Below are 21,895 nucleotides of genomic sequence, written 5' to 3' on the forward strand. Positions count from 1 at the left end.
GTAGAAGAAGAGCAATACTGATGAAGTTACGAGCCATTTAAGCTGGTTACTCTTCCATCTAACTCCTTATGATGCAAAGCGTTTGCCAACCTCTAGCGAGCTAGCTTTTTTCCTCTAAATTAACGAAACACTTGCGCTTATCTCGCCTATTCCATTGATCCGCCGCTAGGTTTGCTGCTTCAAAGGGCGTTATATCGTGTAGCAAGACCAATGCAGCGCTTAGCGTATCAAGTACAGCATTTTCACCATACTTGTGCATGCTTGTGCCTTTAAAGAGCTTTATGGCCTGCGCCGCAGAAAATGCTTTCTCCTTAATAGCCCACTGGCCAGCGGCAGGAATAATAGCTTGTGCCATGCGCTGACCTCGATTAAGGCACAGCAAAGTGTCTACTTCAGGTTTAATTTCTGGCTCACCGCCCTCGCCGCGAAAGCACAGCGTGTTTGCATCGTTTAAACGCTGAGAGACTTCCATGTGGCGAGTGTCCACATGGCGATGATGCACGCCTTGCATCGAATATAAGGCTCGGCTTGGGTTGAGCAGCCTAGCGAGTGTGTTTGCACAGCTACGTAAACCAAAGATTTCACGCAGTTGGAGAATGCGATATAGCTTTGGATGAAGTTGCTTAAGTTCAACAAAGCAAAACTTTGCTTGCTCGAGTTGTTTTGCGGCTTCTGTAGGACTCTGGCACGCATCTATGCCTAACTGAGATAAAAAGTGTTTGGCATAAAAGCGTTTTGAATGAGGCTCTTCGCTTGAATGCAAGAGCACTCGGACGTTATTTTGCACCAACACTGCAATGGCTAACATGAACCAAGGCAATTGACGTCGCTTTCCCGCATAGGCGCTAATATCGAGGTCAACATTCAGCGTTTGATAAGCAGAAACCGCAGTATCACGACATGCTTGAGTAAAGCCCGCAATCTCGTCAATGCTCTCCTCTTTTAGCCTGAGCAGCATTAAAAATGCCCCCTCCTGCTCGGGTAATATAAGCTCATTGAGTAAGAGCAACATGGCTCGATAGGCCTGCGCTTGCGTTAAGCTCGAACTCGTTCTCTGCCCGCGACCTATGATCTTAATATAGCCAGCAAACTCAGCAACGGCGTCTGATTGAGTGAGCCTCGTGTCTTGCGTGGTTTCCTGCATACTTTCTTGCATAGTTTCTTGCGTGATTTCTTGCATTGCCAAAATATTCATTTACAGCTTTGCACCGCTACCATGTGTGCTAGCGAGGCTCATTAGTTCAGTAGCCAAGGTAACATCGGCGCGTTTGTCTACCACACGACCGACTACAATGAGCGTGGGTCCATCAAGTTCTGCTTGATTGCATTTGTGCACGATATTTTCAAGCGTGCCTACACAAATTTGCTGTTGTGCACTTGTGGCTTTATCAATTAATGCGACCGGCATATTGCAACAGACACCCGCTGATATAAGCTCGCTTGCAATCATCTCTAAGCGACCTAAGCCCATATAAAACACTAAGGTTTGCGTGTTTATTGCCTTAGCAAGCGATTGCCAATGGGGCTGCTCGGTTTTAGTACGCATAGTGGCGGTTACAAACCGCACTGATTGCGCACAGTCTCGGTGCGTCAGTGGTATACCGCTATAGGCTGAGGCGCCGCTAGCAGCGCTGATGCCGGGTATGATTGAGAAAGGAATATTATGTGTCATCAAAGCATCAGTTTCTTCTGCGGTGCGCGCAAAAATAGCTGGGTCGCCTCCCTTCAAACGCACCACGCGCTTTCCGCTTAAAGCAAGCTCTACCATGCGATGGCAGATTTGACTTTGGGTCATCGAATGCCTACCAGCGCGTTTACCCACACATTCAATTTTGCTAGTTTTTGGGATGAGCGCGAGTATGTCTTTACTAACAAGCCAGTCAAACAATACATAATCTGCCTGAGCGAGTGCTTTACATGCCTTGAGTGTTAATAAATCAGGATCACCCGGGCCAGCACCCACCAGCAATACCTTGCCCTTATTGGCTTTCCTTTCACAGGGAGCCGTGTTTTCCCTGAGGGTTGTAAAGCGTGCGAAAGACTTGGCATCAAAAAAAGTACGCACGCGATATAGGCCCCAATGACCAGTAGCCGTTTTCCAATAATCGCTAAGTAATGTGAGCAAAGGCTTTGATTTTGTGCTCATTAAGCTTGCCATTTTATATCTCCACCTTTATATCAATGCTTGTATTAGTTTGTTGATGCAGTGCGATTTGCAATGTCTCTGCGCTGCTATGTTGTTTGTGTTCATCGATCAACGATTTCAACTCTGACTTACAGGAACCGCAGTTGCTTCCGCAGTTTAAGCGTTTGCCCAAGGCATAGACCGAATCATCGCCTTGTTTGATGGCACTGATGATGGGTTTTTCATGCACTTTAAAGCAGCTACATATTTGTCGACCTTGTGCAAAGCGTGCTTCTATTTGATTCCTCAAAAGCAAGTGTGTGTCTTGCTCTGTCATTGCATCAAGCGATAATAAGTGGGCTAGCCAGTTATCAAGATTGGCACTGCTAGTGGGAAGCTCGCCTGCATCGCTCCTCCCCGCGCCATTCTCCTTGAAGTGGCAAGTGCTAAATAATATCAGTCGCTTGCTTTGTAAGCAGATGTGTTGATAAGACAGCGTTGAGTCTGATGCAGGGGGTAAAAGTAAAGAAGCACCAAATGATTCAAGCTCTGCAGTGATAGGGTTGTTCGCGTCTTGCGCTAAGTCTCTGCATGCCAATATGTGTTTATGCACAAAGTGTGTCCAGTCAGCAGCAGAGGCAAAGCAGTGTTCGCTTGTCGTTTTTTCTTTTAGTTCGTCGGGCAGTAAGGCAAGTTGATAAACAAAGCCTGTATCAAGCCGCATCCAGACAAAATAATCCGCAAGCGCATGTAGGCGTGATTCATCAAGCTTTTCGCTTGTGTATATACGCATACTCGCTCGCATATGCACAGCCTTGGCCGATACCGCAGCGTGCTTTAGCTCAGGCTGACCTGAAAGCGGGTCTTTCGCAGAGCTAAACAAGGCCGCTATTTTTACATGGGAACTGTTTGATTTACTCCAGTGAATGGGGCAAAAAAACGCGCCGATGGGCTGCTTGTTATCTATGCTGACAGGCAAAATGCAGGGGCTTTGGTGACTTTGCTTGCTGCGCAGGGCAATAAAATCGCCATGCTGAACACCCAAGGTCTTTGCATCAAGCGGATGCATATAAACATAAGCCTGTTGGGTGTGCTGAAGCAGTTTAGCGGCTTTACCTGTGCGCGTCATGGTATGCCATTGATCGCGCATCCTTCCGCTGTTAAGCACGTAGGGATATGCCTTTGAGCAGGGCTGCTCTGGCTGACGTGGTTGTATCGCTACAAACTGCGCCTTTCCCGAAGCGGTAAAGAATTTAGCGTCGGTAAACAAGCGCTGAGTGCCGCTGCTATGTTTATCGAAAACAGGCCATTGTATGGGTTGAAGGGCATCATAAGCCCGCTCATCTAAATCACTCAAGCCCGCAATGTTAAATGCGCGCGAGCCGTTGTTTTCAAATCCGCTGAGCTTGGCGTGCTCGCTAAAAATTTCACTGGGGTGCTTAAAATTAAAGGCTTGCGCTAAACCTAAGTGTTTTGCTACTTCGCATATTGCTTGCCAGTCATGCTTTGCTTGTCCGGCTGGTGGCAACAAGGCGCGCTGACGAGAAATACAGCGCTCTGAGTTAGTTACCGTCCCGTTTTTTTCTGACCAAGGTGTTGCAGGCAGTGCAACGTGGGCAAAGGGAAGCGTATCATTTTTGTCAACGACCTCGCTGACCACTACATGCTCGCATTTGCGTAGAGCTCGCTCTATTGCACCCCGATTAGGCATACTCACCACAGGATTAGTGCCCATTATCCAGATAAATTTAATCTTTCCTTGTTCCATCGCCTCAAACATATCAACGGCTTTTAAACCAGATTGAGTGACTAAACGGGGTGCTTGCCAAAATCGTTCGACAATATCGCGGTGAGTCTCATTCTCTATATCCATGTGAGCGGCAAGCATATTTGCTAAGCCACCTACTTCACGCCCACCCATCGCGTTTGGCTGCCCGGTGATAGAAAACGGTCCACTACCCACTTTACCAATTTTACCGCTAGCCAAGTGACAATTGATAATGCTGTTTGCTTTATCTACACCGCTACTGGATTGGTTTATCCCCATCGAATAAAACGAAATAGCCCGAGATGCATCGGCAAAAAATTGATAGAAGGTTTTCAGGCTTTTTTCATCGACCTCACACATCTGCGCAACATGCTCTATGGTGGCACTGCTGGCTTTAGCTATGCACGCCTCAAAGTGCTCTGTGTGTCTGCGAATGAAGTCCACATCTAAAAGCTGATTTGCGTGCAGAAAGTTAAGTAGTCCGTTAAACAACCATGCATCACTGCCTGCCTTAATGGCTAAATGGAGATCGCAGTCGCTGTTTGTGGCAGTTACGCGAGGGTCGATTAACACCATTTTCATATTTGGGCGCGCGGCTTTTGCAGCTTGCATCTGCTGATAAAGCACAGGATGTGTCCACGCTGCGTTTGAACCAATCAGCACGATTAAGTCGCTGTTTGATAAGTCTTCATAGCAGCAGGGAACGGCGTCTGCACCAAACGCTCTCTTATAGGCTGCTACTGCCGAAGACATACACAAGCGAGAATTGGTATCCACATTAGCACTGCCAATAAAGCCTTTCATCAGCTTGTTGGCTACGTAATAGTCTTCAGTGAGCAATTGGCCAGACAAATAAAAGGCAATGGCTTGCGGACCATGCTCGTTTACTACTGATTTGATTGCGTTTACAACATAGCCAATGGCCTCTTGCCAAGTGGCCTGTTCACCTTTAATTGTGGGTGCGAGCAAGCGCCCTTCTAAGCTATTGGTGTCAAGTAGATGGCTTCCTTTAACACACAATTTACCTGAATTAGCAGGGTGATTTACGTCACCGGCAAGGCTTGGCAGCGTGTGTTGTGCTTCAACAAGGGTATTATCTGCTTTTACACAGTATTTACTTTGCTTATTCACTGTAAGGCCACACCCCACCCCACAATATGCGCAAGTTGTGTTTATTTGCGTTTCGCGGATGTGAGTACTCGTTGGCATCAAGACAGCCTTTTTTAACACTTAAGCGAAACGTGAAGCCACTCATCTATGATGTGTGTGTCGTAAACCTCAAGCGCATACTCGCTTTGCTCTAAACATTTACCGCTTAAGAGTGAATAGTGCTGTTTGTAAAGGGGTGAAGCGATGACTGGCTCCCCCTGAATTGAACCAATAATGCCACGAGACATCACGTTCGCTAAGCCAATAGGGTCAAAATTGCTTAACGCGTAGACGCTTGGGGCCTCAGTCTTTGCTGTTTTAAGTGCAAACAGAGCAATTTGTTGGCCTTGCACTAACGCGCAGACACCCGAGTTAATGACGAGCTCGCTGAGGTGACACACCTTATGCCACTGCGACGCCTGTTTGTTTACTGCGCTAGTCATGGTGCTTTGCATAAGCCTCTCCTATAAGCTTTCGACGATGGAAATGTTTTGCGCTTTTTCTTGCGCTGTTGCAGGACGAAGCTGGCCCCGCTCTTCAACAAACAGTTGGTTATTGTCGCCGGCGTCACTATTCACAAATTGTCTAAAGCGCTTGCGTGCCTGTGTTGACTCCACGACACTGCGCCATTCGCATTGATAGCTCTGCACGATGCTTTGCATATGAGCTTCCAATGATGCATTGATGCCAAGCGAGTCGTTAATGATGACGTCTTGCAAATACGCTAGGCCTCCGTCCATATTCTCCATCCACACAGAGGTACGCTGGAGGCGATCAGCGGTTTTGATATAAAACGCTAAAAAACGATCGATATAGCGAATTAGCGTGTCATAGTCTAAATCGGTGGCAAATAAGTCGGCATGGCGAGGCTTCATCCCTCCATTACCGCACACATATAAATTCCAGCCCTTCTCGGTGGCAATGACTCCCACATCTTTGCTTTGCGCTTCGGCGCATTCTCTGGTGCAGCCAGACACCGCCATTTTGAGCTTGTGAGGTGAACGCAGCCCTTTATAACGATGTTCAATGTTAATGGCAGCGCTGACAGAGTCTTGCACGCCGTAGCGACACCATGTACTGCCGACACAAGATTTGACTGTGCGTAAAGATTTGGCATAGGCGTGGCCAGTTTCAAAGCCTCCATCAAGCAGGCGCTGCCAAATATCGGGCAAGTCCTGCACATTTGCGCCAAATAAATCGATGCGCTGCCCACCTGTGATTTTGGTGTACAGTTTGTAGTCTCTGGCAACTTCACCAATGAGTATGAGCTGTTGAGGGGTAATTTCGCCAGCAGGCACTCTTGGTACGACGGAGTACGTGCCGTCTTTTTGCATATTGCCCAAAAAAGTATCGTTAGTATCCTGTAAGCCAATATGTTCATTTTTAAGAATAAACGCGTTGTAAAGCGATGCAAAGATAGAAGCTGCTGCAGGTTTGCACACATCACAACCCAAGCCAGTGCCATGCTTCTCAAGCAGCGTGTCGAAATCCTGAATGCCCTCAACTTGTGCCATATGAAATAACTCTTGTCGAGAGTAGGCGAAGTGTTCACATATGTGGTTGTTAATTTCAACACCGCGTTTTTCAAGCTCAAGGTCGACAACGTTTTTCAACAGGGCGGCACAGCCGCCACAACCCGTGCTTGCTTTGGTGCAGGACTTAACCTCAGACAAGCTTGATTGACCGGTGTCAATCGCGCTAATAATATCGCCCTTACTCACGTTATGGCAGGAGCAAATACTGGCGTTGTCGGGTAAGGCGTCCCCTGCTAGTTGCACGGAATTATCGCCATTGTTAGGTAAAATTAAACTTTCAGGAAATTCGGGTAAATCAATGGCGTTGAGAGTGTATTGTAAAAGCGTATCGTAATCGGAGGTGTCGCCGACTAAGACTGCACCAATCAATTTATTTTGATTAGGCTCAACCACCATTTTTTTGTAAATGCCTTTAGGCTGATTTTCGTAGGTATATACCTGAGCGCCGCTGGTACTTGCATGAGCATCGCCAATGGAGCCAACCTCCACACCCATGAGTTTTAATTTAGTACTCATATCAGCGCCCTTGAAGCGCTCATTATGACCCAAAATATGTGCGACAACGGTCCTTGCCATGGCGTAGCCGGGGGCAACTAAGCCAAATATTCGATTTTGCCAGAGCGCGCACTCACCAATTGCGTATATATTCTTGTCTGAACTTAAGCAGTGATCATCAATCACTATGCCGCCGCGCTCACCAATCTCTATATCGTAAGCGCGAGCCAAAGCATCGGAAGGTCGAATACCGGCTGAAAACAAAATCATGTCGGTATCTAAGTGCGTGCCGTCCGCAAATTCCATGCGATACCGCGCTTGTGTGCCCTTCACAATCTTTTGCGTTGCTTTTTGCGTGTGTACCGTCACGCCGAGTGCTTGTATCTTATCTTTAAGTACATCCCCGCCCGCACTATCTAATTGCACGGCCATTAACTGCGGGGCAAATTCTACTACGTGGGTTTGTAAGCCAGCTTCTTTAAGCGCATTGGCCGCTTCAAGCCCTAATAGGCCGCCACCAACTACCACGCCTATGCGACTGACTTTTGCTGAGGCTTCGATTGCTTCGAGATCCTCTATAGTGCGATAAACCAAGCAGTGCGCTTGGTCGTTGCCAGGGATAGGCGGTACAAAAGGATAAGAGCCTGTCGCTAAAATAAGCTTTTGATAGTGGTATTCGCGTCCGTCTGTACAACGCACGCATTTTTGTTTTCTATCGATGGTCTCTACCCAAGCCTCAGTGCTGAATTGAATGTTAAGTGATTCATAATGAGCCTCTGTTGTAAGCGCAAGTTCGTCAGCGCTTTTTCCTTGAAAGTACTCTGACAAGTGAACTCTATCGTAGGCCAAACGAGGCTCACCCGACAGCACTCGAATGCTGAGTGCCGTGTTTTGCTGCCGTAGTTGTTCAACAAAATGATGTCCAACCATGCCATTGCCAATGACTAATATATCGTTGCTAATAAGCGCATTATTCATGTCAGCCTCGTAAGTGTGTAGGGCGGTAAAGGCAAAAAAAAACCCACAGCGACCGAAATCGCTGTGGGCATCTTTGCCAGGCCTTTTGTTCATCTGTGAATCAAAAAGCAAATATGTTGAAATTGAATATACAAGTATATGAATGTCTCTTGCTACGCTCTTATCCAAATAATGTGCCAGCAAAAAAAAACCATTAAAAACAAAGGTACACTCGGATTAAGCAGCGCGAAAACATGCCGATTTGCACCAACACAGAGCAAGTTTGCGCCTTAAGTGCGCACCTGCTTATCGCTTATTCGTGAGTCAAGGGCCGGATATGTCGATGTGCAAACCCTCGAATCGATTTTGCAGCCAAGACTTATTTCATCGCTGCGCAGTTTGATGGTACATTGCCGCAAGTTTAAATTGGAAAAATTGAGCCATGAGTGACGCATCTGAAGCTACATCCTTTTCAGTCTTGATACTTGCTGGCGGACAGTCGCGCCGAATGAAACAAACAAAAAGTGAGCTCTTGTTTCAGGGCAGTAGCTTTTTAGAACATGCTAGAGAGCTAGCCAGCTCTCTAGCGCCTCAAGATATATTGTTAAGCAGTAATACTCACGCCAAGGCTATACCCGATGTGGTTTCAGCGTGTGGTCCTTTAGGCGGGATATATGCCGCCAGCGAGTTTTGCAAGCATTCGCTTTTGGTTTTGCCGGTAGATATGCCATTACTGAGCAAAGGCATTTTGCTACCTATGCTTGAACATGGCTTACACAACAATGTGAGCACCTATTTTAACGATGCGCCATTGCCGCTTTTCTTGCATGCCTCAACTCATTATCAATCATATATTAAGGAGCGGATACACGCCTATCAATCCGATAAAAGCACTAAAGCGCAACTTTCTCTCTATCGTCTCATCGAGCATGTAAATGCCCATGCTCTGCCGGGTGATGAGCAAGTCTTGAAAAACATCAACAGCCCAGATGATTATCGATGGCTGTTAGCGCAGCATCAGAATAATTAACTCGAATCCTGTGCAGCTCGCACATAATCACGGGAGCGAAGAACTTTTCTTTACATGTTTTGCTTCTATCTCGTTTTTTGAAATCTCTCATACATCTGAGCGATGGTTTTTTTGCGCATGTCGTAGCGATTAAAGTCACAGTGCCCCACGCCGCGCTTATATTCAAACACCGCATCAGATGCAGGTTCGGTGCGGCTTTTAAGCATATCCTCGAAAAGGTACATGGCGTTGTTTAAGTAAAAATTATCCATATCACCCATCCAAATATGAAGTTTTCCGGCAAGCTTAGGTCCTAATGTTTGCCAATTTTTTTGTGTGTATAAACGCAGGTCATATTGTTTCCAAGCTTCGGCCACATCCTTGTTTATCTCTCCGCTTGCAGGGTCCCATATAGGAGCCGGTAAACCACTATCGAGTTTTGGGCTGTAGACTGCATTCCATCCGCCCCATTGCCCTCCCGACGTGACATAGCTATTGCCCCTGCCCATTTGGTTTTCCATGTCAATTTCGCGTTTTATAGAAAATATGACTTCCCCGTCTTTACCACGATAGGAAGGCCGCTCTTGTCCGTGCTCGTTGAAAAAGGCATTGTCATCGCTGTAAATATCAACTAACTGGAAGTATCTAAAGTCGACTCCGTCAGCGCTGTAAGACCAAGCACCGTTAAAGGTATCAGGATAAAATAATTGTAGTGCTAGGCTTACCCAACCGCCTGTGGAACATCCGCTTACAAAACGCCCCTGGGCCGTGTCAACAATATTAAAATTTTGGTTTAAGTAGCCCAACAACTCTTGCCAAGTCGCATCACCATAAGGCCCGTTATTGGCCGAATTTATTTGATAAGGGTCGCCAAAAGGGGCCTCTCCATCGAGGTAGACAATCACCATTTGCGGCGTATCGTCGGCTTGCCAATATTCTTGAAACTCCTCAGACTGATACCAACGTTCGGCGCGTGTATATCTCGCACCATATCCGCCGATATCAAAAAACACAGGGAATTTTTTTAGGGGTTTGTCGTAGTAAGTTGCCGGCAGCAGCACGCCAGCACGAAGATACATATCACTTCCCCAAAATTCGCTTAAAATATCACTTTTGATCTTTATAAATTTCAGTAGAGCTTGATCTTCAGGCAGGGCGTCGGCAGCAACAGTTTGGTTAAGTTCAAAGTTAAGCGTGGGCGCTACGCCGGCTTTAATCTCAATAGCCTGAGGTAGCGAGTAGGCGTTTGCTGGCGAGTTAATACCTGAATCCAATGTGTTAGTGTCGTAAATGGCCTGCACCCGCCACATGCCAGCAGGTAAATCTTGCATGGTCTTGAACGGAAAACCACCAAGGGTATTGGTGTCTAGCGTTAGAGTTTGCCCTAGCCCATCTAAATCTTGAGAAAACAAGGGCTCTACATTTTGCACGGGCCATGCGCTGTACAAGCGAGGCTCTCGCTCACTATCTTGAGTGAAGATAATATGCAGTCGGCCCGGTGCATCAATCGCTTGATTTGCACTAATGCTAATCGTTTTTGCATGAGCGTTTACGCACGCTAATACAAGTGAAATACATATCAACAGATTAGAGGCTTGCAATTTCAATGGTTTCATCGTGATGCTCTTGTAAAGGAATTTTGCTTAATTTAAATGATAGCTTAAAAACACCGCACATACCCCAAGCTCTTGAAACAGGATCTTGAATAAAGTGAAAGGCACTGAGCAAATAAGTTATTTTTATAATTTACTCACAGGGGGTAAGATAGGTATACTATGCATCCAACAAAGGTGATGTTCTGTTCGCCTATTTTACAAATCTTCTGTTCGCACTTTATACAAAAAAATAGTTTTGTTAATCAACAATATAGCCATCGGTTTATTGTGATAATTATTGTGATAAAAGTTTTGTGCATCAATTTCAACCCTAAACGTTAGGTTCAACATGACACATTATATTTTCGTCACCGGTGGTGTGGTTTCATCATTAGGAAAAGGGATTGCCGCGGCTTCATTGGCTGCCATTTTAGAAGCGCGAGGCCTAAAGGTCACTATGCTCAAGCTAGACCCTTACATCAACGTTGACCCAGGTACCATGAGTCCTATTCAACATGGTGAAGTATTTGTTACCGACGATGGCGCAGAAACCGACCTTGACCTTGGTCATTATGAACGTTTTATTCGCACCCGCATGACTCAGCGCAACAACTTTACCACCGGCCGCGTTTATGAAGAAGTGCTTAAACGTGAACGCCGCGGCGATTATTTAGGCGCTACGATTCAGGTAATTCCGCATATCACCAATGAAATTAAGCGACGCATTGTGGCGGGCGCAGAGGGCGTAGACATCGCCATTGTAGAAATTGGCGGTACCGTGGGTGACATAGAGTCGCAACCATTTATTGAAGCCATTCGTCAGCTTGGCACTGAAATCGGTCGCGAGCGCGCTATGTACATGCATTTAACCTTGGTGCCTTTTTTAGCCGCGTCAGGCGAAGTCAAAACTAAACCAACTCAGCATTCTGTAAAAGAATTACGCTCGGTGGGTATTCAGCCTGACATACTCGTATGCCGTTCTGAATGCGCCTTACCCAATAATGAGCGTGCCAAAATAGCCCTGTTCACTAACGTGAATGAAAAAGCGGTTATATCCCTGCGCGATGCCGACAGCATCTATCGTATTCCGGCAGGTTTGAAAGCCCAGGGTATGGATGAACTTGTAGTTAAGCGCTTTGGCTTTGAGTGCCCAGAGGCGGATTTGAGTGAATGGGAACAGGTGCTATATGCTGAGTCAAACCCCACTGGCGAAGTAAACATTGGTATGGTGGGTAAATACGTAGAGCTACCCGATGCCTATAAGTCGGTTAACGAAGCCCTTAAACATGCAGGGTTGAAAAACCGTAAAACCGTGAATATTCACTATATCGATTCTCAAGACATCGAAAGCAAGGGCATTCAGATTTTGCATGATCTCGATGCTATTTTGGTTCCGGGCGGTTTTGGTGAGCGAGGCATTGAGGGAAAAATTGCGGCAGCTAAATACGCCCGCGAGAACGACGTGCCGTTTTTAGGCATTTGTTTAGGCATGCAAATCGCCTATATCGAGTTTGCTCGCAACGTTGCGGGCATGGAAAATGCCAACAGCACTGAATTTAACCCACAGTCCCCCTACCCTGTTGTGGGCTTGATCACTGAGTGGTTAGATGCCGACGGCGGGACAGAGATCAGAGATGTTTCAACCGATTTAGGTGGTACTATGCGCTTAGGCAGTCAGCTTTGCCATCTAAAAGAAGGCAGTAAAGTCGCGCAAATGTATGGTAGCACTGAAATTTATGAGCGCCATCGTCACCGTTATGAGGTCAACAACAATCTGCGTCAAAAGGTAGAAGATGCAGGTTTAACGGTTAGCGGACTGTCTACGGATAAACGCTTGGTAGAAGTAATCGAACTTGAAAACCATCCTTGGTACGTGGCGGGGCAATTTCACCCGGAATTTAATTCTACGCCTCGTGATGGTCATCCGCTTTTTACAGGCTTTATTGCCGCAGCAAGTGAATACAACAAAGAACACCATTAAGCTTAAATCGCAAAACGCGTCGTAAAGCTCATAATTTTTGAACAAAGAGGAAGAGAAATGGCCAAGATTAGCCGAATTGTTGGACGAGAAATTTTAGACTCACGCGGAAACCCCACCGTTGAAGCAGACGTATATTTAGACTGCGGCGCAATGGGCCGAGCAGCAGCGCCGTCGGGCGCCTCTACAGGTTCAAGAGAAGCGCTTGAGTTACGCGATGGCGACAAATCACGTTATTTAGGTAAAGGTGTATTGAATGCGGTCGCCGCCATAAACGATAAAATTGCACCAGCACTTGCGGGTAAAGAGGCCAATGAACAGGCGGCTATCGACCAAGTTATGCTTGAGTTAGACGGCACAGAAAACAAAGAAAACCTAGGCGCAAATGCAATTTTAGCGGTTTCTTTAGCAGTCGCAAAAGCACAAGCAATCAGCGCAGGCATACCGCTTTATGTGCATATCGCTAATTTGAACGGTACGCCGGGGCAATACTCTATGCCGGTACCAATGATGAATATCATCAACGGCGGCGAGCACGCTGATAACAATGTAGATATTCAAGAGTTTATGGTTCAACCCGTAGGCGCAAAAAGCTTTAAAGAAGCATTGCGTATGGGCGCTGAGATTTTCCACGCGCTTAAAAAAGTGCTTTCGGCAAAAGGCCTCAATACAGCCGTTGGCGACGAGGGCGGCTTCGCGCCAAACTTAACGTCAAACGCTGAAGCGCTGGCGGTTATTGTGACTGCTGTTGAAGCTGCGGGCTATAAAATGAATGAAGATGTTACGCTCGCGCTAGACTGCGCAGCGTCTGAGTTTTATAAAGACGGTAAATATGTGTTAGGCGGCGAGAACAAGTCGTTTGACGCTAATGGATTTAGCGATTACTTAGCTGACTTGACCGCGAAATATCCTATTGCCTCGATAGAAGATGGCTTGGATGAATCTGATTGGGACGGTTGGGCCTATCTAACTAAGATTTTAGGTGACAAAGCACAACTTGTGGGCGACGACTTATTCGTCACCAACACTAAAATTTTAAAACGCGGCATCGACAACGGTGTGGGTAACTCTATTTTGATTAAGTTTAATCAAATTGGCTCACTCACCGAGACTCTAGCAGCAATCAAAATGGCAAAAGATGCTGGGTTTACCGCGGTAATTTCTCATCGTAGCGGCGAAACCGAAGATGCTACCATTGCTGATTTAGCCGTTGGTACCGCGGCGGGCCAAATCAAAACTGGCTCACTTTGTCGCTCTGACCGCGTCGCCAAATATAATCAACTGCTTCGCATTGAAGAAGAGCTTGGCACCCAGGCAGTATATAAAGGCCGAAGCGAAATAAAAGGCCAGTAAAACCTTAAAGGCCTGCTTAGAAACTTAAGACTCAACGAAAGCCTGATGCACATTACATGCTCAGGCTTTTTTATTGCCTCAGTTATGGAGTAGTAGATAGCAATTAGGTATCATCAACTAGCGAAAGCGTGGATTAAATCGACTCAGATGTTCCTGACCGCTGGCGCGCATCATCGGCAACACTCGCCGGTAACACTCGCCGGCAACACACGTAGGCAAAACACTTATCAAAAAGCGGCCTTGCTTAAAATAGCATTGCTCAAAACAAATATGACGGTTGGCAAACAGACGTAAACGCAACGATGGCATTAGATTTTCAAGATCAAACTGATATATTTCACTTGGCTGCTAAGTTTCCAAACTTTGCAGAGCTTAGTAATGCGCTTTACGAACGTGAGTTGCAAAATCTCGCCACGAGTAATATTTCCGACCCAGCACTACTCAAACGCAAAATCAAAGGCTTGAGCCACCACGTAAAAAATGCTGCGATGCATTTATTAGAGGGCAATGCACCTATTGATGTTGATGTTCATAACGGCAGTTGGCAGGCTAAACAGGCGGCTAAATGCCCGGTCAATACGCAAAGTACTGATAAAACACTCAGCTGGTTTGGAGATTTTGCACGCTATGGCGCGGTGGTGGCGGTGTATGTAGAGCATTTAGGCGAAGAACACATTGAACTCGATAGTATCGATATGATGGCATCTGATCGCATACACCTTAATAAGTTTGGTTGGTTTTCCAAAACCGGTGAATATTTCGAAATAGTTCCAAAACAAACACGCTACCTCCTGTTAAAACCCAGTAAAGCTATACTAACTGCTGCATGTAGCGGCCATCGCTGGACGTCAAAGGGGCGCACTATTCCGCGTGCTCTTTCACTACGCGAATTGCTACTTTCAACAGATATCGATTGGAAAACCTTTAAGTAGCCCCATATCTTAATCATCAAACACATCTAGGCCACGGCTATCAAAAAGCAAAAAAACACTGCCCCTAAACAAAGCGTCTCGCCCAAATACTCAAGCAAGCATATTCTGTCATGGTTGTTTACGCACTTGCGTCCTTACAAATGGCAGGTAGTCGGTGCCTTGAGTGCGCTTGCGGTGTCGTCACTGACTTGGCTGCTGCTTGGTCAAGGGATCAAGTATGTAATCGACCAAGGGTTTACCGCTGGTAATCAAACGGTCTTAACACAGGCCTTTTGGGTTGTGATTGCTGTGGTGGTAGTGGGTAGCCTTGCTACCTACGTGCGTTTTTACTTAATGGTGTGGCTAGGTGAGCGTGTATCTGCTGATATCCGCAAAGCCTTATTTAATCATTTAGTTACCCTGTCACCCGGATTTTACGCGCAATCACGCACCGGCGAAATCATCTCTCGTTTTACCAGCGATACAACACTGTTGCAAAGCGTTGTGGGCACAGGCGTATCGATGGCGCTTCGCTCCAGCGTGATGTTTATAGGGGCCCTCATACTGATGGGTTTTACCAGCTTAAAACTTACCTTATTCGTATTTGTTGCAGTGCCTTTTATCCTTGCGCCTATCCGTTTACTGGGCGCAAAAGTAAGAGACTACTCCAAAAAGAGTCAAGACAAAGTTGCCGATATCGGCGGTGTAGTAGACGAAAGCCTGCATGAGATTCACATGCTGCAAGCCTTTAACCATGAACAGCGCTCCATGACTGATTTTGCCAATAAAACCGATGCCGTTATGCAGGCGGCCAGCAAACGCATCCATTATCGCGCACTACTCATTTCTGCGGTTATGTTGATAAGCCTTAGCGCCATCTTTTTTGTTGGCTATTTAGGCGCTATCGCAGTCATTGAAGGTTCAATTTCGCAAGGACAATTAGTGGCTTTTGTGTTTTATGCAGTGTTAGCAGGTGGCGCAATTGCCACCATCAGCGAGGTCATTGGGGAGTTACAAAAGGCGGCTGGTGCCAGTGAGCGCATCCTCGATTTAATGGCTCAGCGCTCAGATATAAAAGACTCACCGACGTCAAATACGAAGGACGGCGCAAGCGCTTCACCGCAAATTCTGTCGCTTCAGAACATTCATTTTGCTTACGAAAAAAGCGCCGTTATTCGAGGCGTGAGTTTTGACGTTCAAACCGGTGATAAGATTGCAATTGTTGGGCATAGCGGCGCCGGTAAATCTACATTGTTCGACTTACTCATGCGTTTTTACGATATTCAAAGTGGACAAATACTCGTCAATGGCGTGGAACAAAAGTCACTCAGCCTTTCATCGCTTCGTGCGCATTTTGCGCTTGTATCGCAACACCCTGTTATCTTTGCAAACACGGTGCGCGAAAATATTGCCTTTGCAAGGGAGAACGCTAGCCTAGAAGAGATTCAGCAAGCGGCAAAATTAGCCCATGCTGACGAATTTATTCAGGACTTAGATAAAGGATATGACACCGATTTGGGCGAGCGCGGGGTGAAGCTATCAGGCGGACAAAAACAACGCATAGCGATTGCACGAGCAATACTGGCCAACCGTCCTATCCTGCTGTTAGATGAGGCTACCAGTGCCTTAGACGCAGGAAGTGAGAAGCTTGTAAAACAAGCTATTGATTCGTTGATGCAAAAAACAACGACCTTGATAATAGCTCATAGACTATCGACAGTGCTTAACGCCGACAAAATCATCGTGCTGGAAAAAGGGCAATGCATCGCGCAAGGTAATCATCGTGAACTGTATGAGGGCAACCCCACCTATCGTGAATTTGTAGACTTACAGTTAAGCCACTAGGGGCTTGTTTTATTTACAGTTTTGCATACTTTGCGTTTAACGTTTGGTGTTTAATGTTTGATTAATATTGGTCAGCATCACGTAATATCGCTCAGGTTTTTGTCCATAAAAAAGCCCCTAGTATGGAAGAACGGGGCTTTTTGAAATTATTCGCGATATGCTTTTATTGCGCTCGTTTTCGCACAAACCCAAGACCGAAAAGCGCCAAGCCCATAAGGGCAAGCGTTGCAGGAGAATTTACCTCAACGTTGGGGTCGCCTACAATGATTGAAATAAACTCACCGGTCTGAATATCTGTGATGGTGTAATCACCTTCAATCAAGCCAAAGTCTGCAAACGTGCTGCCCACAGAAAGCCAAGAAACATCGGGTGTCCAAAAGCCGTTTACAATATCACTTTCGACCATTGATATACCGGGTGTTCTGACGCCATTTGGTCTGACGTACGTCGTGAACGAAGTGGTGCCCGTCCTAATAAGACCAAAGCGGCTAAGCGTAAACAAATCACCAATCCAAGGGCTTAAATCAGTGCCATCAGAAAATCCAAAGCCAATATCTGTCGGACTGTTTATGGTGTCTCCCATAATATCGGATTGTGGCGCCGCGTTAGTTTCAATACCAATACCGCTCCAAACACCGAAGCTGCTAGTCTCTACCAAGTTTTCGGTGTTTAGGCTGCCGGATGTTTGCATTTCTACATTGCCACCAGTTTCGATAAATGAAAATATCACGCCGGCAGAAGCCTGCATCGACAATAAACTTAAAACTGCTGCACTTACAATCGCCTTAATTAGCTTATTCATGCTGTGTGTTCCTTGTTTTCTTTGATGTTATATTTGTACTACCCGCTTACTCTCCATCAACCTATGCAAACCTAGAGCCAAAATTTAAGCCACTGTTTTAATTGAAAAATAATAAAACCAACCACCTCACTGTATAAAAATTAGACACATTTTTTGAAATACGACCATGAGTCAGGGCGACTTTTATTTTAAAAAGTCCAGTCCGTTTGATGATTGGGTGATTAACTATGGATACTCACAACTACTTAACGACCAAGAACAAGAGCAAGCACGGCTCAACATAATGCGCGCTAGCGATGCTGACTGCGCGCCAACGCTTACTTGATTTACTTCGCTTATTGCTTAGCTTGTTGTTGAATCTAGTGCTAAATCAAATATTGAATGTTTTGCTTAGGCTGGGAATTATTTCATTGCTTGTAATAGTGTTTATACCACGCAACAAATTTCTCTATGCCCTGCTCTAACGACACGCTGGGCCGATAGCCCACATCTTTGACTAAAGACTCAACGTCCGCATAGGTTGCTTCAACATCACCTGGCTGCATGGGCAGCATGTTCTTTTTAGCCTCTTTGCCGAGTGCTTTTTCAATCGTTTCAATAAATGTCATCAGATGAACAGGCGTTTGTGCGCCAATATTATATACCCGCCATGGGCCTTTGCTGCTGCTTGGGTCTGGCGCTTTGCCATCCCAATTAGAATTCGGACTTGCGACGTGCATTGTAGACTGGATCACGCCGGCTACGATGTCGTCAATATAGGTGAAATCGCGACGGTGATTGCCAAAATTGTATACGTCAATGGGTGTATCTTCACTTATGGCTTTAGTGAATTTAAACGGCGCCATGTCTGGACGCCCCCAAGGACCATACACAGTAAAGAAGCGTAAACCGGTGGTTGGCAAATCATATAAATGACTATAGGTATGCGCCATCAACTCGTTGGCTTTTTTGCTGGCCGCGTAAAGCGATACCGGGTGGTCAACATTATCGGTAACTGAAAAGGGCATGGCTTCATTTGCGCCATACACTGAACTGCTCGAGGCATACACTAAATGGGCCACATGGTGATGTCGACAGCCTTCGAGAATATTCATAAAACCAACAATATTGGCGTCGATATACGCATGTGGATTTTCAATAGAGTAGCGCACGCCGGCTTGTGCGGCTAAATGAATAACGCGATCAAACTGATGCTCGGCAAAAAGTGCTTCCATCGCCGTGCGATCCGCAATATCCATTTGCATAAAGGTAAAATGGCCACTGTTGCTATGCGTTTTTATCCAGTCGATGCGTGCATGTTTAAGAGACACATCGTAATAGTCATTGACGTTGTCAATGCCCACAACATCAATGCTATCGTCTAAAAGTGTTCTTGCCGTGTGTGCACCAATAAAGCCAGCGGCGCCAGTTACCAAAATTTTCACTTAAGGTGTTCCTTGTTTTGCCCTGCTAGAGGAGGGTGTGGGTCTTTGGGCGTAAATACATGTTGTCCAAATATGCTTTGGGCGACGCTACGATATGATTTTACAATAATATGATAAAGCAAAATATGCACGGGCATCTTGACTATGTGGCCTCTCATCATCGCCAAAAAGTGCTTAAGCGGAGTATGCGAGCCAGTCATCAAGCTATGTTGTGGCAGCAATACGCTGTTGAAGATGAAATCATTAAAGGCCTGGTTATGCTCAGGCGCAAACTCAAGGTTAATTTTAGCGGGCGGTTTTAACTTAAAGAATCGCTCGCAATAACGCACAGCCAACTGCAGCTCAGTTAAAAAGTCGATGCGCTTAGCAAGCGAGAATGCGTCTAACCAAAATTGTTCGTCTTGTCCTTCGAGCATAAGATATATGTCGGTAATATCTCTAAATGCACCTTGATACTCTTCATTCCTGAAAAGATGAATGGCAGCGTGCACAAGCTGCGCAGGCGCGCTGAGCACATGAATATCAGGCATGATTTCTTCTGTGTTTTCTAACAAAATGTGAAGGTCGTTAAAAGACTTTGAAATAACCGGCACAATATTGTGATGCACATCTATAATCGTGCCGCGATGTCCGTGTGCCATGGGAGGAATTTCGTGCGCCCATTTCCTATAATACTTATCATCATAGTCATTAATTTCTTGGCCAATCCAGCCTGCTACTGCTAAACGCTGTTCACAGGTATCTATGTCTGCTTTTGGCACAAGCACGTCAATGTCACTATATATTCGCCCTCGCCCCAACTTGCCTGCACACATAGAGTAGGCAGCACCTTTTAGAAATATTAAATACCCTACGCTTTGCGATAAAATACGCGCTAACTCTGCCGCTTCGGTAAACACCTGCTCTTTTTGTCTGTCGGCAATTTGTTTGGCATTGAGTAAATGACGCTGAGTTTTCGCATCGAGGTGCTCAAATACCCCCGCCTCGATGATGCGATAGCACATTCTCGCCAGTATTTTTTGACTTCGCCAAATAGTAACCAGGTCTGAAAGCTCATTGCTGCTGCACTGTGCGACCTGACTGGGGTTCAAAAAAAGATTTATTAAGGTGTCTGCGTTAATCGTCACAACAGATAATCTCTTCGGTTAAAAAGGCATCCACCTCGGGTAAATTGCTGTAACAAATTTCAAACGCTTTTACTTTTTCAATAAGTGCAGTGACTGTCTCAAAGCTGTCTTGTCCAATTGCAGTAAAGTTAAAGGCATTAAACACTAACTGCATAAACGCTTCTCGCATGTTTAACTGATAAATATCGAGCTCTGTGTTCACGTCATACTTTGGAAAAACCACACCCACAATATCAGCAGGTTTAGCTGCGTTTTGCTGAGCATGGGCATTTGCCGCCATGTGTATAACATCGCCTTTGTGCGTATCTTTTGCCACGCTTGAGTAAGTGGCATCAGCAAACCAGTTCTGACACAAATCAATAGACTGGTTTTTTAAACAAATAGGCCTAACAAATGGCAATACTGTGCTCGTTTGCGGAATGACTAGCGCCATTTCGTCTGAAAGCAAACGCCAGTTATTGTTTGCAAGAAAGGCGGTGAGCGTACTTTTCCCAGAGCCCGGAGGGGCTGGAAACAAAATGGCTTTTCCGTTCTTTTCAAGCACGGCACTGTGCACTATAACGTATTGAAGTTCGTGGGCCGCTACCGTCCAATTCATTCCCCATTCAAGCATGGCAAATGCTTGAGAATGCGTGAGCGGCTTAAATGGTTCGCGGCCGTCGCAAAAAAAACGCGCTTGGGGTTTGTAAAATCTTCTGACACCGGTGTTTTTTTCTAAAGAGAGGTGGTAGTCGATATAGTCATCTCGACTGCGCTGGCTAATATCAACACACGCGTTTCCATAAATGAGACGCGCATTATCTTTCACTAGCGGGATATCAGTGCTAACGCTGAAGGTAAACGGAGGCAGGCGCAAAAGAAACTTTTCACTGCGCACGGTTTGTTACCTTTTCAATAAACCCCTTTGACACAAGTTCATCAATCACGGCCACGTGCTGCTCGTTGTCCATATCGGGATTTGACAACACCTCGTCTAGAGCAGTTTTGCTCATACCGATGCTGGTTAGAACGGTGGTTTGCATACTATAAAAACATACGCCGGATTGATCAGAAAAGGGATGCCGTAACATCCCTTTTTTCACTTTATATTGCAAGTGTGCGCTACCTTATTTGAGCACTATACAAGCGCTTAAACTGTGCCCGCTAAGCTCTCTGGTGAGTCATGAAGTTTTCCAAGCTCAAGTGCAAACGAAGACGGACTGCCATTTGCCATTTTGTAAAGCTTTTTAGCGAATACTCTATCGTCAGGATATGAGCGATTGTGACCAATCACAGGGAAGTGAACATCAAACGCTGCACTGTCGCTGTATACCGCGCTTAGATATGCGCTGATCATCAAGCGGTTAAAATTGCTTGGTCCTGCATATACGTAATGACCAGAATCATTGGTGAATGCCAACACTTGTCTGATCGTTAAAGCACCATCAAAAAATGTATGAGTGGTCTGGTACGGCGCGCCACCGAATAAGTCAGAAAACTTCAAGTCTAAAATGTGTTGGTTCAAATGTGATAATCGGTTTACCCAATACCAAGGACGCTTAACAACTAGGCTATTACCGCCTGCCATATCAGAGCCATGACCAGATGCAACTACAGAGTTTGTTAGGCCCGTTGCCCAAACAGACTTAGCCGGAATGGTCGCAATCAGTGCGCCGGCGCTTGCCTTTTGCAAAAATTTTCTGCGTCCGTTGGTCGTCTGTGCCGGCGTTGTTTGCTCGGCTTGCGACTCTTGAAGAGTATTCTTATCCATCTTTACCACCAATTACTTGAACTGCCCATTGTAAAGCAAGAATCAGACCACGAAGTAAGTGACTGATTATTA

At 45.9% G+C, this 21,895-nt stretch carries 18 protein-coding genes; 6 read left to right on the forward strand and 12 right to left on the reverse strand.

Going from position 1 to position 21,895, the window contains the following annotated elements; all coding sequences use genetic code 11:
• Positions 1–100: 100 nt before the first annotated feature.
• The 5 genes from ACFO4O_RS08085 to nirB are packed head-to-tail and all read right to left on the reverse strand — an operon-like array spanning position 101 to position 8,050.
• Entirely contained in the window at positions 101–1,195 is a 1,095-nt protein-coding gene (locus tag ACFO4O_RS08085) for a glycosyl transferase family protein (RefSeq protein WP_382407244.1), read from the reverse strand.
• Positions 1,196–2,146, reverse strand: a complete 951-nt coding sequence (cobA, locus tag ACFO4O_RS08090; RefSeq protein WP_382407246.1) for a uroporphyrinogen-III C-methyltransferase — start codon at positions 2,144–2,146, stop codon at positions 1,196–1,198.
• Positions 2,147–2,159: 13 nt separating this feature from the next.
• Positions 2,160–5,102, reverse strand: coding sequence for a nitrate reductase (locus tag ACFO4O_RS08095; RefSeq protein ID WP_382407248.1), 2,943 nt, complete (start codon positions 5,100–5,102; stop codon positions 2,160–2,162).
• Between the two features lie 14 nt (positions 5,103–5,116).
• Positions 5,117–5,497 carry a nitrite reductase small subunit NirD gene (gene nirD, locus ACFO4O_RS08100; RefSeq protein ID WP_382407250.1) on the reverse strand — a complete coding sequence of 127 codons (381 nt, stop codon included), beginning with the start codon at positions 5,495–5,497 and terminating at the stop codon, positions 5,117–5,119.
• A 9-nt stretch (positions 5,498–5,506) separates the two neighbouring features.
• Positions 5,507–8,050 carry a nitrite reductase large subunit NirB gene (nirB, locus tag ACFO4O_RS08105; RefSeq protein WP_382408283.1) on the reverse strand — a complete coding sequence of 848 codons (2,544 nt, stop codon included), beginning with the start codon at positions 8,048–8,050 and terminating at the stop codon, positions 5,507–5,509.
• Between the two features lie 421 nt (positions 8,051–8,471).
• Between nirB and mobA the strand changes: the two genes are divergently transcribed.
• The gene (gene mobA / locus ACFO4O_RS08110) at positions 8,472–9,059 is read left to right on the forward strand and encodes a molybdenum cofactor guanylyltransferase (RefSeq protein ID WP_382407252.1); all 588 of its coding nucleotides are present in this window, start codon (positions 8,472–8,474) and stop codon (positions 9,057–9,059) included.
• 65 nt (positions 9,060–9,124) lie between these two features.
• Here the strand turns inward: mobA and ACFO4O_RS08115 are convergent, their stop codons facing one another.
• Positions 9,125–10,654 carry an alpha/beta hydrolase-fold protein gene (locus tag ACFO4O_RS08115; RefSeq protein WP_382407254.1) on the reverse strand — a complete coding sequence of 510 codons (1,530 nt, stop codon included), beginning with the start codon at positions 10,652–10,654 and terminating at the stop codon, positions 9,125–9,127.
• A gap of 328 nt (positions 10,655–10,982) precedes the next feature.
• On the opposite strand from ACFO4O_RS08115, the gene ACFO4O_RS08120 reads away from it, so the two are divergent.
• The 4 genes from ACFO4O_RS08120 (at position 10,983) to ACFO4O_RS08135 (ending at position 16,720) form a co-directional block, all read left to right on the forward strand.
• On the forward strand, positions 10,983–12,614 hold the full coding sequence (locus ACFO4O_RS08120; RefSeq protein ID WP_382407256.1) for a CTP synthase: 1,632 nt from the start codon (positions 10,983–10,985) through the stop codon (positions 12,612–12,614).
• 57 nt (positions 12,615–12,671) lie between these two features.
• Positions 12,672–13,964, forward strand: coding sequence for a phosphopyruvate hydratase (gene eno / locus ACFO4O_RS08125; protein ID WP_382407258.1), 1,293 nt, complete (start codon positions 12,672–12,674; stop codon positions 13,962–13,964).
• 302 nt (positions 13,965–14,266) lie between these two features.
• On the forward strand, positions 14,267–14,896 hold the full coding sequence (locus ACFO4O_RS08130; RefSeq protein WP_382407260.1) for a hypothetical protein: 630 nt from the start codon (positions 14,267–14,269) through the stop codon (positions 14,894–14,896).
• Between the two features lie 126 nt (positions 14,897–15,022).
• On the forward strand, positions 15,023–16,720 hold the full coding sequence (locus tag ACFO4O_RS08135) for an ABC transporter transmembrane domain-containing protein (RefSeq protein WP_382407262.1): 1,698 nt from the start codon (positions 15,023–15,025) through the stop codon (positions 16,718–16,720).
• A gap of 163 nt (positions 16,721–16,883) precedes the next feature.
• Here the strand turns inward: ACFO4O_RS08135 and ACFO4O_RS08140 are convergent, their stop codons facing one another.
• Positions 16,884–17,522, reverse strand: coding sequence for a PEP-CTERM sorting domain-containing protein (locus tag ACFO4O_RS08140; protein ID WP_382407264.1), 639 nt, complete (start codon positions 17,520–17,522; stop codon positions 16,884–16,886).
• A gap of 166 nt (positions 17,523–17,688) precedes the next feature.
• Here ACFO4O_RS08140 and ACFO4O_RS08145 point away from each other — a divergent pair, with 166 nt between their 5' ends.
• A complete protein-coding gene (locus tag ACFO4O_RS08145) occupies positions 17,689–17,847 on the forward strand; it encodes a zinc-dependent metalloprotease (RefSeq protein ID WP_382407266.1) in 159 nt (52 codons plus the stop codon).
• 82 nt (positions 17,848–17,929) lie between these two features.
• Here ACFO4O_RS08145 and ACFO4O_RS08150 read toward each other — a convergent pair whose 3' ends face one another.
• The 5 genes from ACFO4O_RS08150 to ACFO4O_RS08170 all read right to left on the reverse strand — a co-directional run bounded on the left by ACFO4O_RS08150 (position 17,930) and on the right by ACFO4O_RS08170 (position 21,823).
• Positions 17,930–18,946 (reverse strand): NAD-dependent epimerase, encoded by a 1,017-nt coding sequence (locus ACFO4O_RS08150; protein WP_382407268.1) that lies wholly within the window; start codon positions 18,944–18,946, stop codon positions 17,930–17,932.
• A complete protein-coding gene (locus ACFO4O_RS08155; RefSeq protein ID WP_382407270.1) occupies positions 18,943–20,073 on the reverse strand; it encodes a nucleotidyltransferase domain-containing protein in 1,131 nt (376 codons plus the stop codon). The genes ACFO4O_RS08150 and ACFO4O_RS08155 overlap by 4 nt, the downstream gene beginning before the upstream one ends.
• Positions 20,063–20,950, reverse strand: a complete 888-nt coding sequence (locus ACFO4O_RS08160; protein WP_382407272.1) for an HprK-related kinase A — start codon at positions 20,948–20,950, stop codon at positions 20,063–20,065. The genes ACFO4O_RS08155 and ACFO4O_RS08160 overlap by 11 nt, the downstream gene beginning before the upstream one ends.
• Positions 20,940–21,095: a hypothetical protein gene (locus tag ACFO4O_RS08165; protein WP_382407274.1), complete on the reverse strand. Its 156-nt coding sequence runs from the start codon at positions 21,093–21,095 to the stop codon at positions 20,940–20,942. Before ACFO4O_RS08165 ends, ACFO4O_RS08160 begins: the two co-directional genes overlap by 11 nt.
• Positions 21,096–21,202: 107 nt before the next feature.
• Positions 21,203–21,823, reverse strand: coding sequence for a hypothetical protein (locus ACFO4O_RS08170; protein ID WP_382407276.1), 621 nt, complete (start codon positions 21,821–21,823; stop codon positions 21,203–21,205).
• Between the last annotated feature and the right edge of the window lie 72 nt (positions 21,824–21,895).

The organism is Glaciecola siphonariae (assembly GCF_042652645.1).
Classification (GTDB): domain Bacteria; phylum Pseudomonadota; class Gammaproteobacteria; order Enterobacterales; family Alteromonadaceae; genus Glaciecola; species Glaciecola siphonariae.

Coding starts and splice junctions, on each gene's coding strand:
- ACFO4O_RS08085 (WP_382407244.1), bottom strand. CDS start 1,195: ATGAATATTTTGGCAATGCAAGAAATCACGCAAGAAACTATGCAAGAA.
- cobA (WP_382407246.1), bottom strand. CDS start 2,146: ATGAGCACAAAATCAAAGCCTTTGCTCACATTACTTAGCGATTATTGG.
- ACFO4O_RS08095 (WP_382407248.1), bottom strand. CDS start 5,102: ATGCCAACGAGTACTCACATCCGCGAAACGCAAATAAACACAACTTGC.
- nirD (WP_382407250.1), bottom strand. CDS start 5,497: ATGCAAAGCACCATGACTAGCGCAGTAAACAAACAGGCGTCGCAGTGG.
- nirB (WP_382408283.1), bottom strand. CDS start 8,050: ATGAATAATGCGCTTATTAGCAACGATATATTAGTCATTGGCAATGGC.
- mobA (WP_382407252.1), top strand. CDS start 8,472: ATGAGTGACGCATCTGAAGCTACATCCTTTTCAGTCTTGATACTTGCT.
- ACFO4O_RS08115 (WP_382407254.1), bottom strand. CDS start 10,654: ATGAAACCATTGAAATTGCAAGCCTCTAATCTGTTGATATGTATTTCA.
- ACFO4O_RS08120 (WP_382407256.1), top strand. CDS start 10,983: ATGACACATTATATTTTCGTCACCGGTGGTGTGGTTTCATCATTAGGA.
- eno (WP_382407258.1), top strand. CDS start 12,672: ATGGCCAAGATTAGCCGAATTGTTGGACGAGAAATTTTAGACTCACGC.
- ACFO4O_RS08130 (WP_382407260.1), top strand. CDS start 14,267: ATGGCATTAGATTTTCAAGATCAAACTGATATATTTCACTTGGCTGCT.
- ACFO4O_RS08140 (WP_382407264.1), bottom strand. CDS start 17,522: ATGAATAAGCTAATTAAGGCGATTGTAAGTGCAGCAGTTTTAAGTTTA.
- ACFO4O_RS08145 (WP_382407266.1), top strand. CDS start 17,689: ATGAGTCAGGGCGACTTTTATTTTAAAAAGTCCAGTCCGTTTGATGAT.
- ACFO4O_RS08165 (WP_382407274.1), bottom strand. CDS start 21,095: ATGCAAACCACCGTTCTAACCAGCATCGGTATGAGCAAAACTGCTCTA.
- ACFO4O_RS08170 (WP_382407276.1), bottom strand. CDS start 21,823: ATGGATAAGAATACTCTTCAAGAGTCGCAAGCCGAGCAAACAACGCCG.